At 49.2% G+C, this 17,835-nt stretch carries 16 protein-coding genes; 4 read left to right on the plus strand and 12 right to left on the minus strand.

The annotated features are described in order from the left end of the window. Positions 1-379 precede the first annotated feature (379 nt). A complete protein-coding gene (locus L6442_RS18110; RefSeq protein WP_212976503.1) occupies positions 380-1,342 on the minus strand; it encodes a carbon-nitrogen hydrolase family protein in 963 nt (320 codons plus the stop codon). 245 nt (positions 1,343-1,587) lie between these two features. Here L6442_RS18110 and pdxR point away from each other — a divergent pair, with 245 nt between their 5' ends. Beyond that, positions 1,588-3,024 carry a MocR-like pyridoxine biosynthesis transcription factor PdxR gene (gene pdxR, locus L6442_RS18115; protein WP_212976504.1) on the plus strand — a complete coding sequence of 479 codons (1,437 nt, stop codon included), beginning with the start codon at positions 1,588-1,590 and terminating at the stop codon, positions 3,022-3,024. A gap of 82 nt (positions 3,025-3,106) precedes the next feature. Here pdxR and L6442_RS18120 read toward each other — a convergent pair whose 3' ends face one another. Next, the gene (locus L6442_RS18120) at positions 3,107-3,310 is read right to left on the minus strand and encodes a hypothetical protein (RefSeq protein ID WP_194232196.1); all 204 of its coding nucleotides are present in this window, start codon (positions 3,308-3,310) and stop codon (positions 3,107-3,109) included. Between the two features lie 236 nt (positions 3,311-3,546). Here L6442_RS18120 and L6442_RS18125 point away from each other — a divergent pair, with 236 nt between their 5' ends. Then, positions 3,547-4,902 (plus strand): sodium-dependent transporter, encoded by a 1,356-nt coding sequence (locus L6442_RS18125; RefSeq protein WP_212976505.1) that lies wholly within the window; start codon positions 3,547-3,549, stop codon positions 4,900-4,902. Between the two features lie 191 nt (positions 4,903-5,093). On the opposite strand, the gene fsa is transcribed toward L6442_RS18125, so the two are convergent. Together fsa and zwf are read right to left on the minus strand one after the other, a co-directional pair. Next, entirely contained in the window at positions 5,094-5,759 is a 666-nt protein-coding gene (gene fsa, locus L6442_RS18130) for a fructose-6-phosphate aldolase (protein WP_194232198.1), read from the minus strand. 66 nt (positions 5,760-5,825) lie between these two features. Beyond that, on the minus strand, positions 5,826-7,373 hold the full coding sequence (gene zwf / locus L6442_RS18135; protein ID WP_212976506.1) for a glucose-6-phosphate dehydrogenase: 1,548 nt from the start codon (positions 7,371-7,373) through the stop codon (positions 5,826-5,828). 149 nt (positions 7,374-7,522) lie between these two features. Here zwf and L6442_RS18140 point away from each other — a divergent pair, with 149 nt between their 5' ends. Next, positions 7,523-8,401: a LysR family transcriptional regulator gene (locus L6442_RS18140; RefSeq protein ID WP_212976847.1), complete on the plus strand. Its 879-nt coding sequence runs from the start codon at positions 7,523-7,525 to the stop codon at positions 8,399-8,401. Between the two features lie 201 nt (positions 8,402-8,602). Here L6442_RS18140 and cyoD read toward each other — a convergent pair whose 3' ends face one another. The 6 genes from cyoD to L6442_RS18170 all read right to left on the minus strand — a co-directional run bounded on the left by cyoD (position 8,603) and on the right by L6442_RS18170 (position 15,092). Beyond that, positions 8,603-8,929: a cytochrome o ubiquinol oxidase subunit IV gene (gene cyoD / locus L6442_RS18145; protein ID WP_212976507.1), complete on the minus strand. Its 327-nt coding sequence runs from the start codon at positions 8,927-8,929 to the stop codon at positions 8,603-8,605. Between the two features lies 1 nt (position 8,930). Beyond that, positions 8,931-9,551 (minus strand): cytochrome o ubiquinol oxidase subunit III, encoded by a 621-nt coding sequence (gene cyoC, locus L6442_RS18150; protein ID WP_212976508.1) that lies wholly within the window; start codon positions 9,549-9,551, stop codon positions 8,931-8,933. After that, positions 9,548-11,533, minus strand: coding sequence for a cbb3-type cytochrome c oxidase subunit I (locus L6442_RS18155; protein ID WP_212976509.1), 1,986 nt, complete (start codon positions 11,531-11,533; stop codon positions 9,548-9,550). The genes cyoC and L6442_RS18155 overlap by 4 nt, the downstream gene beginning before the upstream one ends. A gap of 18 nt (positions 11,534-11,551) precedes the next feature. Then, entirely contained in the window at positions 11,552-12,589 is a 1,038-nt protein-coding gene (gene cyoA / locus L6442_RS18160; protein ID WP_212976510.1) for a ubiquinol oxidase subunit II, read from the minus strand. A 70-nt stretch (positions 12,590-12,659) separates the two neighbouring features. Next, the gene (locus L6442_RS18165) at positions 12,660-13,580 is read right to left on the minus strand and encodes a COX15/CtaA family protein (RefSeq protein ID WP_306436658.1); all 921 of its coding nucleotides are present in this window, start codon (positions 13,578-13,580) and stop codon (positions 12,660-12,662) included. Positions 13,581-13,613: 33 nt separating this feature from the next. Beyond that, positions 13,614-15,092, minus strand: a complete 1,479-nt coding sequence (locus tag L6442_RS18170) for an aminotransferase class I/II-fold pyridoxal phosphate-dependent enzyme (RefSeq protein WP_212976512.1) — start codon at positions 15,090-15,092, stop codon at positions 13,614-13,616. A gap of 249 nt (positions 15,093-15,341) precedes the next feature. Here L6442_RS18170 and L6442_RS18175 point away from each other — a divergent pair, with 249 nt between their 5' ends. Further along, entirely contained in the window at positions 15,342-16,238 is an 897-nt protein-coding gene (locus L6442_RS18175; RefSeq protein WP_212976513.1) for a dihydrodipicolinate synthase family protein, read from the plus strand. 86 nt (positions 16,239-16,324) lie between these two features. On the opposite strand, the gene L6442_RS18180 is transcribed toward L6442_RS18175, so the two are convergent. After that, positions 16,325-16,786: a GlcG/HbpS family heme-binding protein gene (locus L6442_RS18180; RefSeq protein WP_212976514.1), complete on the minus strand. Its 462-nt coding sequence runs from the start codon at positions 16,784-16,786 to the stop codon at positions 16,325-16,327. A 116-nt stretch (positions 16,787-16,902) separates the two neighbouring features. Beyond that, complete coding sequence (locus L6442_RS18185; protein ID WP_212976515.1) at positions 16,903-17,829, minus strand: hypothetical protein; 927 nt, start codon at positions 17,827-17,829, stop codon at positions 16,903-16,905. Between the last annotated feature and the right edge of the window lie 6 nt (positions 17,830-17,835).

Consider the following 17,835-nt stretch of genomic DNA (forward strand, 5'->3'; position numbering starts at 1 on the left):
AACAATTTCATAATGTCACTTTTCAAATCCTCGTATCTACTCATTATGAAATGGATTCAACAAGCAATACAGAGTTTTGGAGTTCTTTTCTCAGAAGGTCATCATCATCATCATAATCAATCAGCATTAGTATGAGATTGGGTTTGGCATGGGTCAGCTTATTCATTTTCTGCGTGCTTCTTACAGTAGCGGTGACTTTAAGCGTTTCTACTATTATACATTTACAATATCGGGATATATAGATTAAGCCGCTTAAAATTGCAAAAAATGGACCTGGATAAAACCCAAGTCCATTTATATTTGAAGTATATGGCATCCTGAATGGTAAATTGCTATAGGAACTCCTTAAGCTGGCAGACAAGAAATCACTCTCTGCTTTTTACATCCAGATACTTTCTACAGCGCGGACAACATCCTGCTTTTTCTCGTTAACATTAAGCTGAAAGACATCCGGGCGGCTGTAATGACCCGTAACGTCAAAATCGAACCGGCTTTGCGGAACCTGATGAAGATCAAGCGTGGCAATCAGAACCCCCTCCTGATTGTAGAGCGGCTCAGCGACGTACTCCCCAAGCGGGCCGACGATGGCGCTTCCCCCACGGGATAAAATCTCATCATCCGCTTTGATGTCATCATAGCAAGCCAAATCTTCGGGATACGTTGCTTTGGTGGCGTATTGGTTGCAGGAAACCACGAAACAGCGGCCTTCGCAGGCAATATGGCGAATTGTCGACTGCCAAGTATCACGGGCATCCGCCGTAGGTGCGACATAGATGTCAATGCCTTTGGCATACATGGCCATACGGGCCAGCGGCATATAATTCTCCCAGCAGATCAGCCCGCCCACTCTACCAAATGGCGTATCGATGACCGTCAGCGTACTGCCGTCTCCTTGTCCCCACAGCAGCCGTTCGGAGGCTGTCGGAACAAGTTTTCTGTGTTTGCCAAGCAGCGTGCCGTCCGGCCCAACGTAAATGATCGTATTGTATAACGTTCCACGGCTGAATTCCTGATCTCGCTCGACTACGCCGACAACCAGATAGACGCCCAATTCCTCGGCTAATTCACCAAGTGTTTCGACCTCTTCACCCGGAATTACGATCGCATTTTGCCAATAACGTTCAAAATCCAGTCTTCCCTCGGCATTACGGCTTCCGACACGCGATCCAAAACACAAACCTCTTGGATATCCCGGCAAAAACACCTCTGGAAAAACGATCAACTGTGCGCCTTGCGCAGCTGCGTCTCTAGTCATCTTGTCGATTCTACTCATCGCGGACCGCTTATCGAATAAAATCGGCGCCGATTGAACAACGGCTACTTTAACCAGTCTTTTTTCCATTTTGTCCCTCCTCTCCAATGTAAGCGCATAATTTGAAATTCCTGCCGAATCCGGCTTGATCATAATCATAAACGAAAATAAATCAAAACAAACCATCCAATTCATGACCGCGGAAACCATCCATGTTCAATGAATGGATAAAGTTTTGTCAATATTAATATCATAATCGCTCCATTTTTTCTGAAAATTAATGCTATGATAAAAATCACTACAAACCATTTATTTGCTGTCAAGGAAGTGATTTTATGTGGAAGCCTGATCGTCAGAGCAAAAAACCACTATATGAACAAATTGCCGATCATCTGGAACAAAGAATTTCCTACGGCGAATTTCCGCCCGGCAGCCTGCTGCCTTCCGAACGCAAGCTTGCCGAACAATTGGGCGTGAACCGAAGTACGGTGATTTTAGCTTTTGCCGAGCTTAGGTCCCTGGGAATCATTGAAAGCCGTTCCGGCAGCGGAACGCGCGTAAGCCAATATAAATGGGGCGCTACCCCCAAACATACGCCGAACTGGAAAAGATATGCCGAAGGCGGCAGCTTTCTTCCGAATGTGCCTTTCCTGCGACGAATCCGGGAAGCCCTGAACCAGAACCCCACACTTGTTGATTTTGCGAGCGGCGAGCTTTCGGCGGATCTGGCTCCGATGGATGAAATTGCCTCGTTGATGCGCGGCCATCATTACACCTCCTATTTGGGCTATGACAATCCGCAAGGATATACTCCGCTGAGACAAGCGCTTGAAAAGTATCTCGTCAAATACCGTGATATCCAAACGACGGAATCGTCGATTTTGATCACGTCAGGATCGCAGCAATCATTATTTTTGATTACGCAGTGCCTGCTGTCTCCCGGAGATGCCGTGGCGATCGAAGACCCATCATATTGCTATTCCTTGCCCATGTTCCAATCGGCGGGGCTCCGGTTATTCAGGCTGCCTGTAGACCGTGATGGCGTTCAGCCGGAGGAAATACGCAACTTATACAAAAAACACCGCATCAAGATGATTTTTACGAACCCTAACTTTCAAAATCCAACGGGAACGGTGCTTAACGATGAGAGGCGGAACAAACTGCTGGAAATCGCCGCCGAATTGGGGCTCCCGATCGTCGAAGATGATCCGTACAGCTTGACGGATTACGCAGGTGTCCCCCGTCCTCCGCTCAAATCGATGGATACGACCGGGTCCATTATTTATATAGGTTCATTTTCCAAAATCGCCGCATCGGGCCTTCGGATCGGATGGATGGTAGCCCCGAATTCCATTGTGGAAAGATTGGCGGATGCCCGACAGCAGATGGATTTTGGGCTCAGCGTCATTCCGCAGCAGGTCGCGGGCCAGTTTTTAAAATCGGAACATTTTGAGCCTCATCTCGACCGTCTGCGGATGCAGCTCCTGTATAAGCGCGATCTTCTCATCGAAGCGCTGCAGAAAGAGCTTCCGGATCTGATTCAATTTAATATCCCGCAAGGGGGACATCATTTGTGGTGCAAGCTGGTTCCTGCGGTCAATGACGCCAAGCTGCTCGAAGAGTCCATCAAAAACGGGGTTGTTTTCGTGCCTGGCAGCGTTTACGGCTCGGATTCCGGTTTCGTAAGATTTACGTTTGCGCGCGCCAAAGCGGAGGATATCGGACCGGGCATTGCAGGCTTTGCCAAAGCCCTGCGGGAATTGATCCACTAACCTTATCCCGGAATCGTCTCTCAAAATACAAAAACAACCGTGAAGCAGAAATCTGCTTTCACGGTTATCTTTTTTATTTCATTCACATTTTCCAAACAACAATCATGATGACAGCCAGCACAACGATGCAGCCGACATAAATTCCGCTGAGGCGCGCCCAATTTTTCCCTGTAGACTTAAAATACGTTGGGTCCGTCTTTTTATTGCTTTTCGATTCTCCAATCATAATAGTGGCGACAAGACCGACCACTAACACGCCAATGGCCAGAATGAGTAACCCAAGCATGTTGTTCCCCCTCCTAAATGGGTTCCTAATCAAGCTCGTCTTATTATAATGAAAAGTCCACCTATATGTCACCATCCATTACCTTTTATTTCATACCATCCAATTTGATCTTTTGAAACCTGCAATCTCCCTGTCATCAGAAGTTAATATCCTATTTGGAAGAATTTAATATGCCATTGTCGGGAAAATGAAATATAATAGAAAGAACTTTCAAAAATATAACTGGGGGAACATCTATGACAACACCGCGAAAAAACCCAGCGGCGTCAGGAAAAAACGATCGTTTTTCTTCGGCAGGGTTTATTTTAGCCGCCATCGGAAGTTCCGTAGGACTTGGAAACATGTGGAAGTTTCCGTACATTACGGGCGAAAATGGCGGTGCAGCTTTTTTTCTGCTTTTTATCGTTTGTCTGATCATCATCGGTTTACCTGTGCTGCTGGCTGAATTGGCTATCGGGCGCGCAGGCAGAGGCAGCGCAGCCACAAGTTTCGTCAAAGCTGGCGGCTCCAAAATTTTCGGCCGGCTCGGTTTGCTTCAGGTCATCGCTCCTTTTCTCATCCTGACCTTTTACATCATTGTGGCGGGCTGGACGCTCCATTATGCGGTACAATCTTTCAGCGGACATTTGTACAGCAACGCGGATTTCAAAGGACAATTTAACAACTTTATCGGCGGCTATATGCCGATCGTCTGGCAGGCAGTTGCCGTTCTGATAACGGGCTTTGTCGTTATTAAAGGAATTTCCGGAGGCATCGAAAAATTCAACAAGATCGTCATTCCCGGCTTGATCATCCTTCTGATCGTCTTGATGATCCGTGCCGTTTCCTTGCCGGGGGCAGGTGAAGGTGTATCGTTTTTCCTGAAACCCGATTTCTCTAAGCTGAATGCGGAATCGGCCTTGGTCGCTCTTGGACATGCCTTCTTCTCCCTGTCTTTGGGCATGGGCATTTTGCTGACTTATGGAGCTTACGTGGACAAGCGCCAATCGCTCGGATCGGCGACGCTCGCCATCGGGGCCGGCGACTTGATTTATGCTTTTGTTGCCGGGCTCATCATTTTCCCGACAACCGCCTCCTTCGGGATCGCACCTGACTCGGGGCCAAGCCTCGTGTTTATCGCCCTGCCGGCGGCCTTTTCGGCCATGCCGTTCGGAGCGATTTTCGGCGGGTTGTTTTTTATCCTGCTCGCGATCGCTGCCCTTACTTCGTCGGTATCCCTGCTGGAAGTTCCCGTCTCCTTTACGATGGACCGCTGGGGCTGGAGCCGAACGAAATCTGTCCTGATCATCAGCGTATTGGTACTGCTCCTAGGCCTGCCATCCGCGCTGTCCTTCGGCATCGTACCGGCCTTTACGGATATGGGGGGCAAAAATTTCTTTGATTGGCTCGACTTTATTACCTCCAACATCCTGCTGCCGGTGGGCGGTTTCATCACCACCCTGTTTGCGGGTTACTTCTGGAAAGGTGCTGCGGAGGCGGCGGGCCTCAAGTCCGGATGGTTCCGGGTGTGGCTGTTTATGCTTCGATATGTCGCTCCGATTCTCGTTCTTCTTGTGCTTTTGCATACGACGGGAATCATTAAATTCAAATAAGAAAAACGTCTATCGACGTACTTTCTAAGAAGACAGACCGCGTTTAGCGGTAGTTTTCCTTACAATTATCGAATGCTCAAGCTCCGCTTAAGACCTATACATTCTATAATCTAAAAAAAAGGCAATCTCTTGGTCTGTCATGGACAGTTCCGTTAGAGATTGCCTTTTTTCCATATTCCTGTAACCGCCGATTATTTGACGCTGTTTTTCCAGTCGGCCGCAAATTTGGCAAGACCTTGGTCGGTCAGCGGATGTTTCGCAAGCTGCGCAATGACGGCGAACGGCACCGTGGCGATATGGGCGCCTGCCATCGCTACACGGGTCACGTGATCCGGATGACGGACCGATGCGGCAATAATTTGCGTATCCAGGTTATGCGTGCGGAACAGCTGCGCAATTTTGTCCACCAGAAGAACCCCGTCTTCCGAAATGTCATCCAGCCGCCCCAGGAAAGGCGATACGTATGTTGCACCTGCTCGGGCCGCAAGCAGCGCCTGGTTGACGGTAAAAATCAACGTGACATTCGTTTTGACCCCTTTACGGGACAAATAACGGCAGGCTTCCAACCCTGCAAGGGTCATCGGCAGCTTGATCGTAACTTTAGGATCATGGTTGTTGATCTTGATAAGTTCATCCGCTTGCGCAATCATCTCTTCCGCTGTTTCCGCATCCGGCGTCACTTCGGCGGAGACCGATTCGACTTCCGGAACCGCCTGCAAAATTTCGGCGATGCGATCCTCGAATTTAACGCCTTCTTTAGCGACCAGAGAAGGGTTTGTCGTCACGCCGGACAGAACCCCGATTTTATAGGCGGATTGAATATCATGAAGATTGGCGGTATCAATAAAAAATTTCATCAACAAAACCTCCTGTGACTTACTTTTCATATTTGCTGCATGATCTGAATCATGCAAGCTTAATCGTCAGCTGGCGGTGACATGCTCTACAGGCTGCTTTTCAACCTCTTCCGCATTTACCACACCCGGTGCGGCATATTCGGACGGTTCATCATCAAACCACCAGTGGAAACCGTCCCGGGCAAGCAGCTCATTTGCGGCTTCCGGCCCGTTTGAACCTGCTTCATACGAATACAGGGGCACTTCTTTTGCTGCAAAAGCTTCAAGGATCGGCTGAACCCACTGCCAGGACAGGTCGACTTCATCCCAATGAACGAAAAACGTCGAATCGCCGTTCAGCGCATCATGAATCAGCGTTTCATACGCCTCCTCTGCTTCCATTCGGTCCGGGAACATATCAATATGAACCTGCTTGAATTCTCCCTTATGATTCGGGTCATTTGTATTTAACAGAAGCGTAATTCCTTCATTCGGGCCAATCTCGAAAACAAGCAGGTTCGGCACGCTCGAATCCTTTGCAGGGGTGGAAGAGCCAAGCGGTTCTTTGAACTCGATCACGATCCGCGTATTTTTGGACTTCAGCCGTTTGCCTGTCCGGATGTAGAAAGGAACGCCCCGCCAGTTATAATTATCGATTTGCAGCTTGGCGGCGATAAACGTGTCGTTCATCGAATCAGGAGAGATGCCGGATTCGGAAGTATAACCTATGACCTCTTTCCCTTGAATCGCGCCTGCAGCATATTGCCCCCTCACGATATGGCGGTGTACATCTTGTCTTGCCAGAGGCTCCAATGATTCAAGCACGTTTTTTTTCTTCGATCTAATATTAACGGCTTTGGCGTTGCCATTCGACACATGGATCGACAGCATCATAAGCAGCTGAAGCATATGATTCTGGAACATATCCCGGACGGCCCCTGCTTGATCGTAATAACCGGCGCGTTCTTCCACGCCAACGGTTTCGTCGGCCGTAATCTGAACATTGGCGATATAACGGCTGCTCCACAGCGCCTGAATGACGGGGTTCGCCTGCTTGAGCGCTTCAAGCCGCTGGACCATCGGTTTGCCGAGATAATGGTCGATCCGGTAGATCTCGTCTTCAGTAAATGCCTGGCTGAGCTGGCTGTTGAGTTCCCGCGCCGAAACGAGATCATGCCCGAAAGGCTTCTCGATGACGAGTCTTTTCCAGCCCGTTACGCTGCCAAGTCCGCTTTGCTCGATTTGGGACGCGATCGTACCAAAGAAGTTTGGAGCGACGGATAAATAAAACATTCGGTTCGACGTTCCGCCCACTCCTTGTTCCCGGCGTTCCACCCGTTCTTTTAGCTGAACAAAGTCCGCTTGGCGATCAATGTGCAGAATGTTAAAACCGAACAAACCTAAAAAGGACTGCAGCGTTTCATCATCTTTTACCTCCAACCGGTAAAAATCATGCAAGGATTGCTTGACATGGGCCCGGAACGTCTCATCGGACAGTTCTTTTCGTCCGAGTCCGATCACGGCAAAAGACTCAGGCAGTTTTCCATGTATATATAAATGATATAAAGCAGGATATATTTTTCGTTTGGCCAAATCTCCTGTTGCTCCAAACAATACAAAAGTAGTATGATTCACTCCAATTTCTCCCTTCCTTCAGAGCTTCATTGCGAAAATGGTAGCTTCTTTCGATGATAACTCTGGTTTCTATGTCTTGGATTCACTATAATACAAATTAGTGCCATACACGTAATTAATATATTTCCGAGGAGATATAGACCATGTCTATGACTAATAATTATGAGCTGTATAAGGTTTTTTATTGGGCAGCCAAAGCAGGAAGCCTGACACAAGCAGCCAAGGCCTTGTACCTGACCCAACCCAGCGTCAGCCATGCCATCAAGCAGCTTGAAGACCGGATGGGCGTCACCCTTTTTTACCGCAATGCCAAAGGCGTAGCGCTGACTCAGGAAGGCAAAATTCTTTTTTCATATATTGAGCAGTCGCAGATCCTCATCACTTTAGCCGAAGAAAAAATGGAGGCGCTGAAAAATCTCGAAAGCGGCGAGCTGCGGATCGGCGGCAGCGATTCATTGTTCAAGCATTACCTGCTTCCGTTTTTGGAAGACTTCCACGTGCGGTATCCAAGCATTAAGCTGCATTTGAAGCATGGCACGACGCCTGAGGTCATCTCATACCTGAAGGAAGGGCGGATCGACCTGGGGGTCGTCCGTATGCCGATCGTGGACTCCCATCTGGAAGTCACCGAAAGCACCAGGATTCAGGATTGCTTCGTCGCCGGCGAGCGTTATGCGGAGCTTAAAGGGCAGACGATGACCATGGAAGAGCTGATGGAATATCCCATCATTTTGTTCTCGCGCAACAGTCGGGTGAGAATGGCAATCACGGAGCTTTTCGAAAAATACGGATATGAGCTGAAGCCGGATATCGAGGTGGGCAGCGTCGACCTTCTCATCGAGTTTGCACGGAGGGGGCTTGGCATATCCTTTGTCACACGCGAGTTCGTATCCAAGGAACTAAAGGAAGGCTCCTTATTCGAGATTGAACTGGATGTTGGGATTCCTGCCTCCAAGGTAGGCGTGATGAATATGCGCAATATGCCGCTCTCCACCGCAGCCACGAAATTCATGGAGTTGGTTCGTTGAACCGGTTACGATCAAGGTTGGCAATAAAAATGCCTTCCTGATTGTAGAGAAACAAAGCAGTGTGATCGGGGGCCCGCTCTCACTGCTCTTAGAAAGATCAAATATATGCAAAACAGCCCCCACCGTCTATAAAGACGGGGGAGCCGCTTCCGAAAAAATATATAAATTGCCTCTATGATATTTTCACCATATTACGGCGGTTTACGTTTCCACCATGTTGTACAGCATGATCCACATCGATCCGGCGACAATGACCACCAGAATCACCAGTCCTAGAATCAGCGAGATCAGATTATAACGCGGTTTCTTTTCCTCGCGCAGGTGCATGAAGAAGAACAGCTGCACGATGAACTGCAGCACCCCAAGCAGCATCAAAACGACGGCTTTCGCCGTTCCATGCAGCCATCCTCCGAGAATGATCGCTATCGGAATGATGGTCAGCACGATCGAGAAAAGATAACCGATGGTGTATGACTTCAATGACCCGTGGTTTTCCTCCACCGGATGTGTCCCATCAACATGCGCCATCTCAGTTCACCCCCATCAAATAAACAACCGTAAATACGAAAATCCAGACGACGTCCAAAAAGTGCCAGAACAAGCTGATCACATTCACCTTGCGTTTCGTTACCGGCGTAATTCCTTTGGAAGATAGCTGAATCATCAATGCGATCATCCAGACGAGTCCGATCGTCACATGCAGACCATGCGTGCCGACCAGCGTGTAGAATGCCGATAAAAACGCGCTGCGGCTGATCGTTGCTCCTTCATGGACCATATGGGCAAATTCGTTGATCTCAAGCCCGATAAAAATCGCGCCTAGAATCGCGGTAACGGCAAGCCAGCCAATCAAAGCCTGTTTTTTCCCTTTATTCATGGCCAGAACCGCTAAACCGCAGGTATAGCTGCTGGTCAAGAGCAAAAAGGTACTCAGGATCACACCATTAAGATCAAAAAGATCGGCTGGCCCCGGGCCGCCATTCGTATTATGCCGCAGAACGATATATGTCGCAAAAAATGTGCCGAAAATCATAATATCGGTCATCAAGTAAATCCAAAACCCGAACGTGCGCATCTCTTCCATATCGGGATGACTGTGACCGGAGTCCGTCTGATGCAGCTGTTTCGCTTTTAGGCTGGATGGATTCATGAAATAGTCACCTTCCTTAGAGCCGCTTCCGTCTCCTTGATTTCTTTGACAGGGATATAGTAATCCGTATCGTAGTTGAACGAATGGGCAAGCATGCAAATCGCAACCCCGGCAAGTCCCGGAATCGTAAGCCATAACCAGTGGAAAACGAAGCCGAAGCCCGCCAAGAACCAGCAGCCTGCCATAATGATCGGCATCCCTGAGTTTTTAGGCATATGGATCGGTTCCAGCTTTTCTTCAGCGATGTTATTCAATTGTTTATGCACTCCGCGCTGCTTCTTCTCCCACCAATCATCCAGTTCCTCAACCTGCGGCAGAACCGCAAAATTGTAGTGCGGCGCAGGCGAAGGAATCGACCATTCGAGAGTACGTCCGTCCCACGGATCTCCTGTCGTATCCAAATTTTTGCGGTAATGCTTCACGCCGTGGATAATTTGCCAAACTTGAAGCACAAAAGCGATCCCCATCAATGCAGCGCCAATGGTCGAGACGAAGTTTAAAGGCCACCAGCCTTTGTCCCAGCCGTACGAGACGACCCGCCGCGTCATGCCCATCAAACCGAGCACGTATTGCGGCATAAAACATGCATAGAACCCGATATTCCAAAACCAGAAGGCCCATTTTCCAATATGTTCGTTTAAGGTAAAACCAAACATTTTCGGCCACCAATAATAAAGTCCCGCAAAATAGCCGAATATAACGCCGCCGATAATAACCTGGTGAAAATGCGCGATCAAAAAGTAGCTGTTATGGAACTGGAAATCTGCAGGCGCTACCGATAAAAGCACCCCGGTAAGCCCCCCGACGATAAAGCAGGGAATGAAACCGATCGTCCAGAGCATCGGCGTTTTGACCGTGATCCTTCCGCGGAACATCGTAAACAGCCAGTTGAACACTTTGACGCCCGTCGGAATCGCGATCAGCATCGTCGATAGAGCGAAGAATGTGTTCACGCCCGCACCCGAACCCATGGTAAAGAAATGATGCGCCCAGACGAGAAACGACAAAACGCTGATAATGATCATGGCGTACACCATCGATTGGTATCCGAACAGTTTTTTGCGTGAAAAGGTCGATACGATTTCGGAAAAGATACCAAATGCAGGGAGCACGATAATATAGACCTCCGGATGCCCCCACATCCAAATCAAATTGATGTACATCATCGGGTTCCCGCCGCCGTCGAGCGTAAAGAAGTGCGCGCCCGCATAGCGGTCCAGAAACAGCAGCGCAAGCGTTGCCGTCAAAATCGGGAACGAGAAAATGATGGCTATGCAGCTGGACAATACGGACCAGGGAAACAATGGCATTTTCATCAGCTTCATTCCCGGAGCCCGCATTTTTAGAATCGTCACAAGGAAGTTAATGCCCGTCATCAAGCTCCCGATCCCGGATATTTGAATGCCCCAGATGTAGAAATCCTGACCTACGCCGGGATTATACATCAGCTCCGAATAAGGCGGATAGGCAAGCCAGCCGGCGTCCGGGGAGCCGCCGATAACAAACGACAAGTTGAACAGCATGGCACCGGCAAAAAACAGCCAGAAACTAAGCGAATTCAGAATCGGATACGCCACGTCTCTTGCCCCGATCTGCAGCGGTACGATGATATTAAACAAACCGAACATAAACGGCATCGCCATAAACAGAATCATGATGACGCCATGAGTCGTGAAAACTTCGTTATAGTGATCCGGCTGCAAGAAATCGGCGCCTGGAATAGCAAGCTGGGCACGCATCAAGAGGGCGTCAACCCCGCCCCGGAACATCATGAGAAACGCCGCAAGAATATACATAATGCCTATTTTTTTATGATCGACGCTGGTCAGCCATTCTCTCCAAAGCCACCGCCATTTTTTGAAATACGTCAACGTGAATATAATGGCTGCCGTGACCAGCAGAATGCTGACATCTGCCCCGTATATCAATGGATCGCCCGTAACAAAAAAGCCTGAAGCGAACTCTTTGATTTGATCGAACATGCTTTCCTCTCTCCTTTCCTATGAATCGCCCATATCCATTCCGGGCATATCTTCATCAGTCGAGCCGTGGTCGTGTGACTCGGACATATCTTCATCAGTCGAACCGTGGTCGTGCGATGCCGGCATATCTTCATGAGTCGAACCCGGGTCATGCGATGCAGGCATGTCTTTCATCTCTTTCTGGGACAAACCATGATGATGAGATGACGCATATTTGGTCACGGTCATTTCAAACAATCCTTTCGGAAAGGCGGAATACGTTTGGGTCTTCAGGGTCGAAGGCTGCGCCAACTCCTTGTATCCGTCCAGTGTTAGTTCGGGCGAGTCTGCCTTAACTTGTTTGACCCATTGGTCGAATTCATCCGTCCCAACGGCATCGACGTCAAAATACATTTTGGCAAAGTCTTTTCCGGTAAAATTGGCCCCTGATCCCCAATATTTCCCTTGCTCATCCGCCTGCAGGTAAAGCGTCATGGCCATGCCGGACATGGCATAGATTTGTCCCCCAAGCTGCGGAATCCAGAAGGAATTCATCGGAGAATCGGCCGTAACCTCGAAACGGATAGGGACGCCTTGAGGAATTTTTAATTCATTGACGGTCGCAATTCCCTGTTCAGGGTATTGAAACAGCCATTTCCAGTTGAGCGACGTCACTTGCACCGTGATCGGCTTGACATTTGACTCCAGCGGTTTGGAAGGCTCCAAAGCGTACGTCGCGTGGGCGGTAATCACTCCAAGCGTTGCTATAATGATGATCGGAATCCCCCACCATATCAATTCCAGTTTGGTGCTGTGAGCCCAATTAGGCGAATAACTTGCTTTTCTGCCCGGCTTATCCCGATACCGCCAAATGATAAAGGCCGTTAGAATAAGCACAGGAATAATGACCAAACAGCCAAGCACGGTGGAAATCAGCATCAAATCCCGCTGATGTTCAGCAATCGGCCCCTTGGGATTCAGTACAATGATTTTTTCCGAACATCCGGTGGAGGCCAGCAGCAGGCAAACCAGCATGGATAAGCTGGCCAGCCATCGCAGCTTTTTGGGCAGTTTCATGTTTTCTCACTCCTTGTATCGACTTTCTTACATACAATTTCTATCTGGACACCAGGATTAAGCGGCCTGCTTACTTCCTGCGATGCTTCCAGGAACGGATGGCGTTATCCGTCAAGAGGCTGAACAAAATGGTGACCAGCGTGTTATGAACGAGACTGGCAAAAAAGAACTCGTTTGCGTTCTGAAATGTAGTCGTGAGCCAGCCGCCGCTTACGATTTGCAAAATGACGCAGAACAACGTATACGCTGCTGCTTTGCTCATAACGTGTATGTTACTGCGCGATTCAAACCGGCGCATTTTGATGAACCAAACGAAAATGAGAATTAGCAATACGATAGCTGCTAACCGATGGGCAAACACCACCTCTGACGCCTTGGTGAAATCGGGAATGATTTTTCCGTTGCACAAAGGCCAACCGCGGCAGCCTCCCCCGACCTTTAAATGCCGGATATAAGCCCCTAGATAAACGACCACGTAGCAAAACAGCCAGATAAACCAAGCGAAAACGGCAAGACCAGGCGTGGATTGCACAGGCGGTGGGGTAAGCTTACGCGATCGGTGAAGCCAAACCACCAGCAGCATGCTGCTGGCAACGGCAAGCAGGGATATGCCGAAATGGAGCGCCAAGACGGCCGGCTGCTGCGGCCACATCACGGCTGCAGCGCCCATCAGCGCTTGAATGATTGTAAAGATAAGCGTGCCGGACGCATACGCGAAAGCTTCACGATACAGCTTACGGTACCGCCAAGTGCAAAAAAACGTAATGGTTACCAGCAGGCCGACTACACCAGTGATCATCCGGTGCGAATATTCGATCATGGACTCCAGCGTGTAAGCCGGAATAAACTTGCCGTTGCAGAGCGGCCAGTCGCTTCCGCAGCCTCTTCCCGAATCCGTCTGGGTCACGATCGCGCCGGCGATCAGGACAATAAACATACCGATAAATGAGGCCCACGCCAGGATCCGATAACGGGTCGATTTCAACTGCATCATCCCCTTTTCTGTCTTCATCATGAGCGCAAATTATTGGGCTGCTGTCCGCTCAGGAACAGCAACGACCCTGAGTTTGTGGATATCGGGATCTTCCGGCCCTTTTACAGGGAGCCCAACCTCGATATGCTGCTGGATATAATCCACAATCTCCGGAGTAATGAGCTGGCCCGGCACCAGGATCGGGATGCCCGGAGGATATACATAAACAAATTCGGAGATGACCCTGCCGCAGGATTCCCGTAACTCCACGCTTTCCGCAGATGCATAGAAGGCTTCTCTCGGCGTTAAAGAGAAAGAAGAAAAATCAGGGACAGCAGCAGGCTCTTGAGAAGATTTATTTTCCCGGCTCTTAAATGTCTCTGACAAGTGACGTAATGCCTTTAACAGCAGACCGGTTTCCCGCTCCGTGTCGCCCAGAGTGACCAGACATAAAATATTTTTCAAGTCGCTGAGCTCCACCTCGATCTTATGGTGCTGCCGCAGCCATTGTTCAGCAGCGAAGCCCGAGATATCCAGTCCGCCGAGATGAATACAGAGCTTGGTTGGATCATAAGCGAACACGCCCGATTCGCCGCAGATTTCCTCGCCAAAACAATACATGCCCGAAATCCCGTTAATTTGCCGCCGTGTATCAGCAGCCAGACGAATGGTCTGTTCAGCTAATGCTTTTCCATGAAGAGCAAGCTGTCTGCGGGCTGTGTCCAATGAAGCAAGCAGCAGATATGAAGTCGAGGTTGTCGTAAGCATGCTCATAAATGTGCGAACCCTCCGGATGTCCACCAGGTCTCCCTGGACATTCAGAACCGAGCTTTGCGTCATGGATCCACCCAACTTATGGACGCTGGTTGCGGCCATATCCGCCCCTGCCTGCATGGCCGACATCGGCAAATCGTCGTGAAAATGAAGCAGGGTTCCATGCGCCTCATCGACCAAAACCGGGATGCCGTAACTGTGGATCATCTCAACCATGTCAAGTAAATTTACGCTTGTCCCGTAATAGGTTGGATTGATCAGAAGGACCGCTTTTGCCGATGGATTGTTTTTCAAGGCTTGCCGAACCGAACTTAATGTAACCCCGTGATCGATGCCAAGCTGGTCATCCTTTTCCGGATTGACCCATACGGGAACCGCGCCAGCGAAAATGACGGCTGACATAATGGATTTGTGGGCGTTCCGGGGAAGAATGATCCGATCTCCGGGAGAACAAACCGACATGATCATGGTCATGATGGCTCCCGTCGTTCCTTGGACGGAAAAAAGCGTGTAATCCGCGGCAAAAGCGTCAGCTGCAAGTTGTTCGGCCTCCTGGATAACTCCTGCCGGTTGATGGAGGTCATCCAATGGAACGATGTTAATGAGGTCTATGGATAACGCGTTATCCCCAATAAAACTTCGGAACTGCGGATCCGCTCCCGCTCCTTTTTTATGCCCCGGAATATGGAACTGCACCGGATCGCTTTCCGCATGCTGCATTAATGCCGTAAATAACGGTGTATTGTGATGATTCATGATTAAATAGTCCTTTCCGTTATTCGTTTTCGTGGTTGGGTCCCCCCGTCTCCTCTCCTGAAGTCAAAGTCGAATATAACGGGTATCCACGAGCCCGTAACCATCCATTCACAATTTTCGCAAACCAACCAATTTAAAATTTGAAGCGGTTGACCCAATTTCCGTCCCAATTGGCTGGTTACATTTTTGAAAAAAAGCTATATATTTAGTCACAGTTTTTTCGACAACTTAGGAATGGAGTTGAAAACTATGCTGACATCACAGTCCCTAAACGGTGTTTTTGTCCCTGTCGTGACGCCTTTTGATAAAAACCGGAACTTGGATATTAGATCCTTCGATGAACTGACCCGGCGTTTGGTGGGCAAAGGAATACATGGATTGATCGTAAACGGAACCATCGGAGAAACGCCGCTAATGGATTCCGGGGAACTCGAAGCCCTGATCATGACAGCCCGGCAAGCCATCGATGCAACCCGCGCCATTCCGCTGATTGTTGGAACAGGTTCGAATAAGACCTCCTCAACTGTGAAAAGAACAGCTCAAGCCAAAGCCCTTGGCGCCGATGCTGCGCTTGTTGTCACTCCGCTTGACTCTTATTCTGATAAGGGCATTATTCAGCATTTTCGGGCCTTAGCCGAAGCTGAACTTCCGATAGTTCTTTGCGATCTTCCCCATCCCGGCAGAGGTTCCCTCGACCTCGGCACCATCAGGAGTATTATGGAAATGGATCACGTTATCGGGCTGAGAGAAAGCACCGGCAACCTCAGCCATGTTTTTAAACTTTCCCGTTCTATGTCCAAGCCGGTCCTGTGCGGAGAGGATGAGCTATTTTTCGCCTCCCTGTGCTGCGGAGCCCAGGGCGGAATTCTGGCTGGCGCCAATTTGGACAGTGACCAATTTGTACAGGTTTACGAATTATTTCAAGCCGGAAGCATCGAAGCGTCGCATCAGGCATTCGATCAACTGCTCCCGCTCATTGAGTTTTTGTTGTCTGAACCCAATCCGGCGCCGCTCAAGTGGCTCCTGGCCCAGCGCCGGCACATCCGTTCCGATCGTCTTCGTCTGCCGATATCGGAGCTTAACCATTTGACCGCGCGGAACGACGGTCATTTGATGACAGCTAATGAAACTTTATTGATGGTTTAATCCTTCTTCACATATTCATTGACAGACAAAAGGACCGCCTTTATGTGGCGGTCCTTGCATTTTTCAACTCAACATCAGATTTAAACTTAGAATCGCACATTGCCGATTCGGGCATTGATGTTCGGATTAGGGTTCTCGTGCATCGCTTCAAAGGCCTGCACCGCGCTATTAGCAACTTCGGCGTCTTGCACGCTGGTTCCACCGCTGACTCCAATTCCGCCTACGATATGGTCGCCTTTCTTTAATGGTATCCCCCCGCCGAGAATGACGATTCTGCCGTGATTGGTCGTGTTAATTCCGAAAGAAGGCCCTCCCGGCTGTGCGGCTTGCGTCAGATTCGTCGTTGGCATCTGCATGCTCACACTGGTCCAGGCCTTATCTTGGGATATGCGAATCCCGGCAATCCGGGCATGATCCATCCGCTGAAATGCGATCAAATTTCCTCCATCATCCACAATAGCAATATTGCTTGCAAGCCCCATTTGCCTGGATTTTTGTTCGGCCACAGCCAACAGGCGTTTTGCCGTTTCCAAAGATAGCTTTGCCAAATCCTCACTTCCTCTCCCTTTATGCTTACAGGATATGCAAACAAACGAAAAATGGGATATTCATCTATTGACAATTAACGATTTCCCATAAAAGCGGATAAAGGGCTTTTTCTTTTTTACATCGAAACCTCTGTATTCTCTGCCCGATCACGCGCCAAGCCCTCCATTTTTTTATAAATGGTCACAAAGGTAAACACAAACAGGCTGGTGATGAGAGTTGCAAGCGGAAGTGCGGGTACAACATCCGGAGGGAAGATGAACGGGAGCAGCGGGAAAGCGTAAATGGCGGGCATGCGTATCTTCATGATCCATTCCATTATCAACATGAAAAATAAACTGAGCAGAGTGACCATAATCCAAGAATTCAGGCCAAAAAACAGCAGCGTGCCAACGGTCGCGGATACCGTTAATGCAATACCTTGCTTCAGCGCTGCCTTTCCGCCGTAATTGGGTTTTTGCAGCGACTCGTAGGCAACCACAATGATGGGCGGAATTACCGCCGCTTGTTCAAAACCCGCCGCCCAGCAGATCCCCATCCAAAATAAGATTAGCGCCAGAAAAACAAAGCTGTATTTATAGCGGATCTCCACTCTCTTATCAAGTCCTGCATTCATGCGGAATACAAGCACGACAAGCATGAGCGTAAAGGTAGATATAAAGACGATCAAGACAAGCTTCCAATCATGCGCATTTGTGATCAATGGAAGCAGACCCGTGGCCAAAGACGGAGCGAAATTCGACTGAATCAGGCGTAGAAAGATCATAATGCATGCAAATGCGATGCCTGCTTTGCAGAGATAGGCGAAATGCAGATGATTTACCGTCAATCCAATAACGGAAGTAGCCGTCGGGGCAAAGCATATATGAAGGGGGCACCTGAGCCAATTCGGATCCCGGTATACCCACATGGCAATGACCATGGCGGCAATTTCCGGAAGGATGAACTCATGATTATCAAAGAGAACGCAGGCCACCACCATCATGGTGATCAATGCAAAAGCCATGATATAAGAAAACATCGTTCCTCTCTTGGCAATATTCATCGCTTC

This window comes from Paenibacillus azoreducens (assembly GCF_021654775.1).
Lineage (GTDB): Bacteria > Bacillota > Bacilli > Paenibacillales > Paenibacillaceae > Paenibacillus_AQ > Paenibacillus_AQ azoreducens.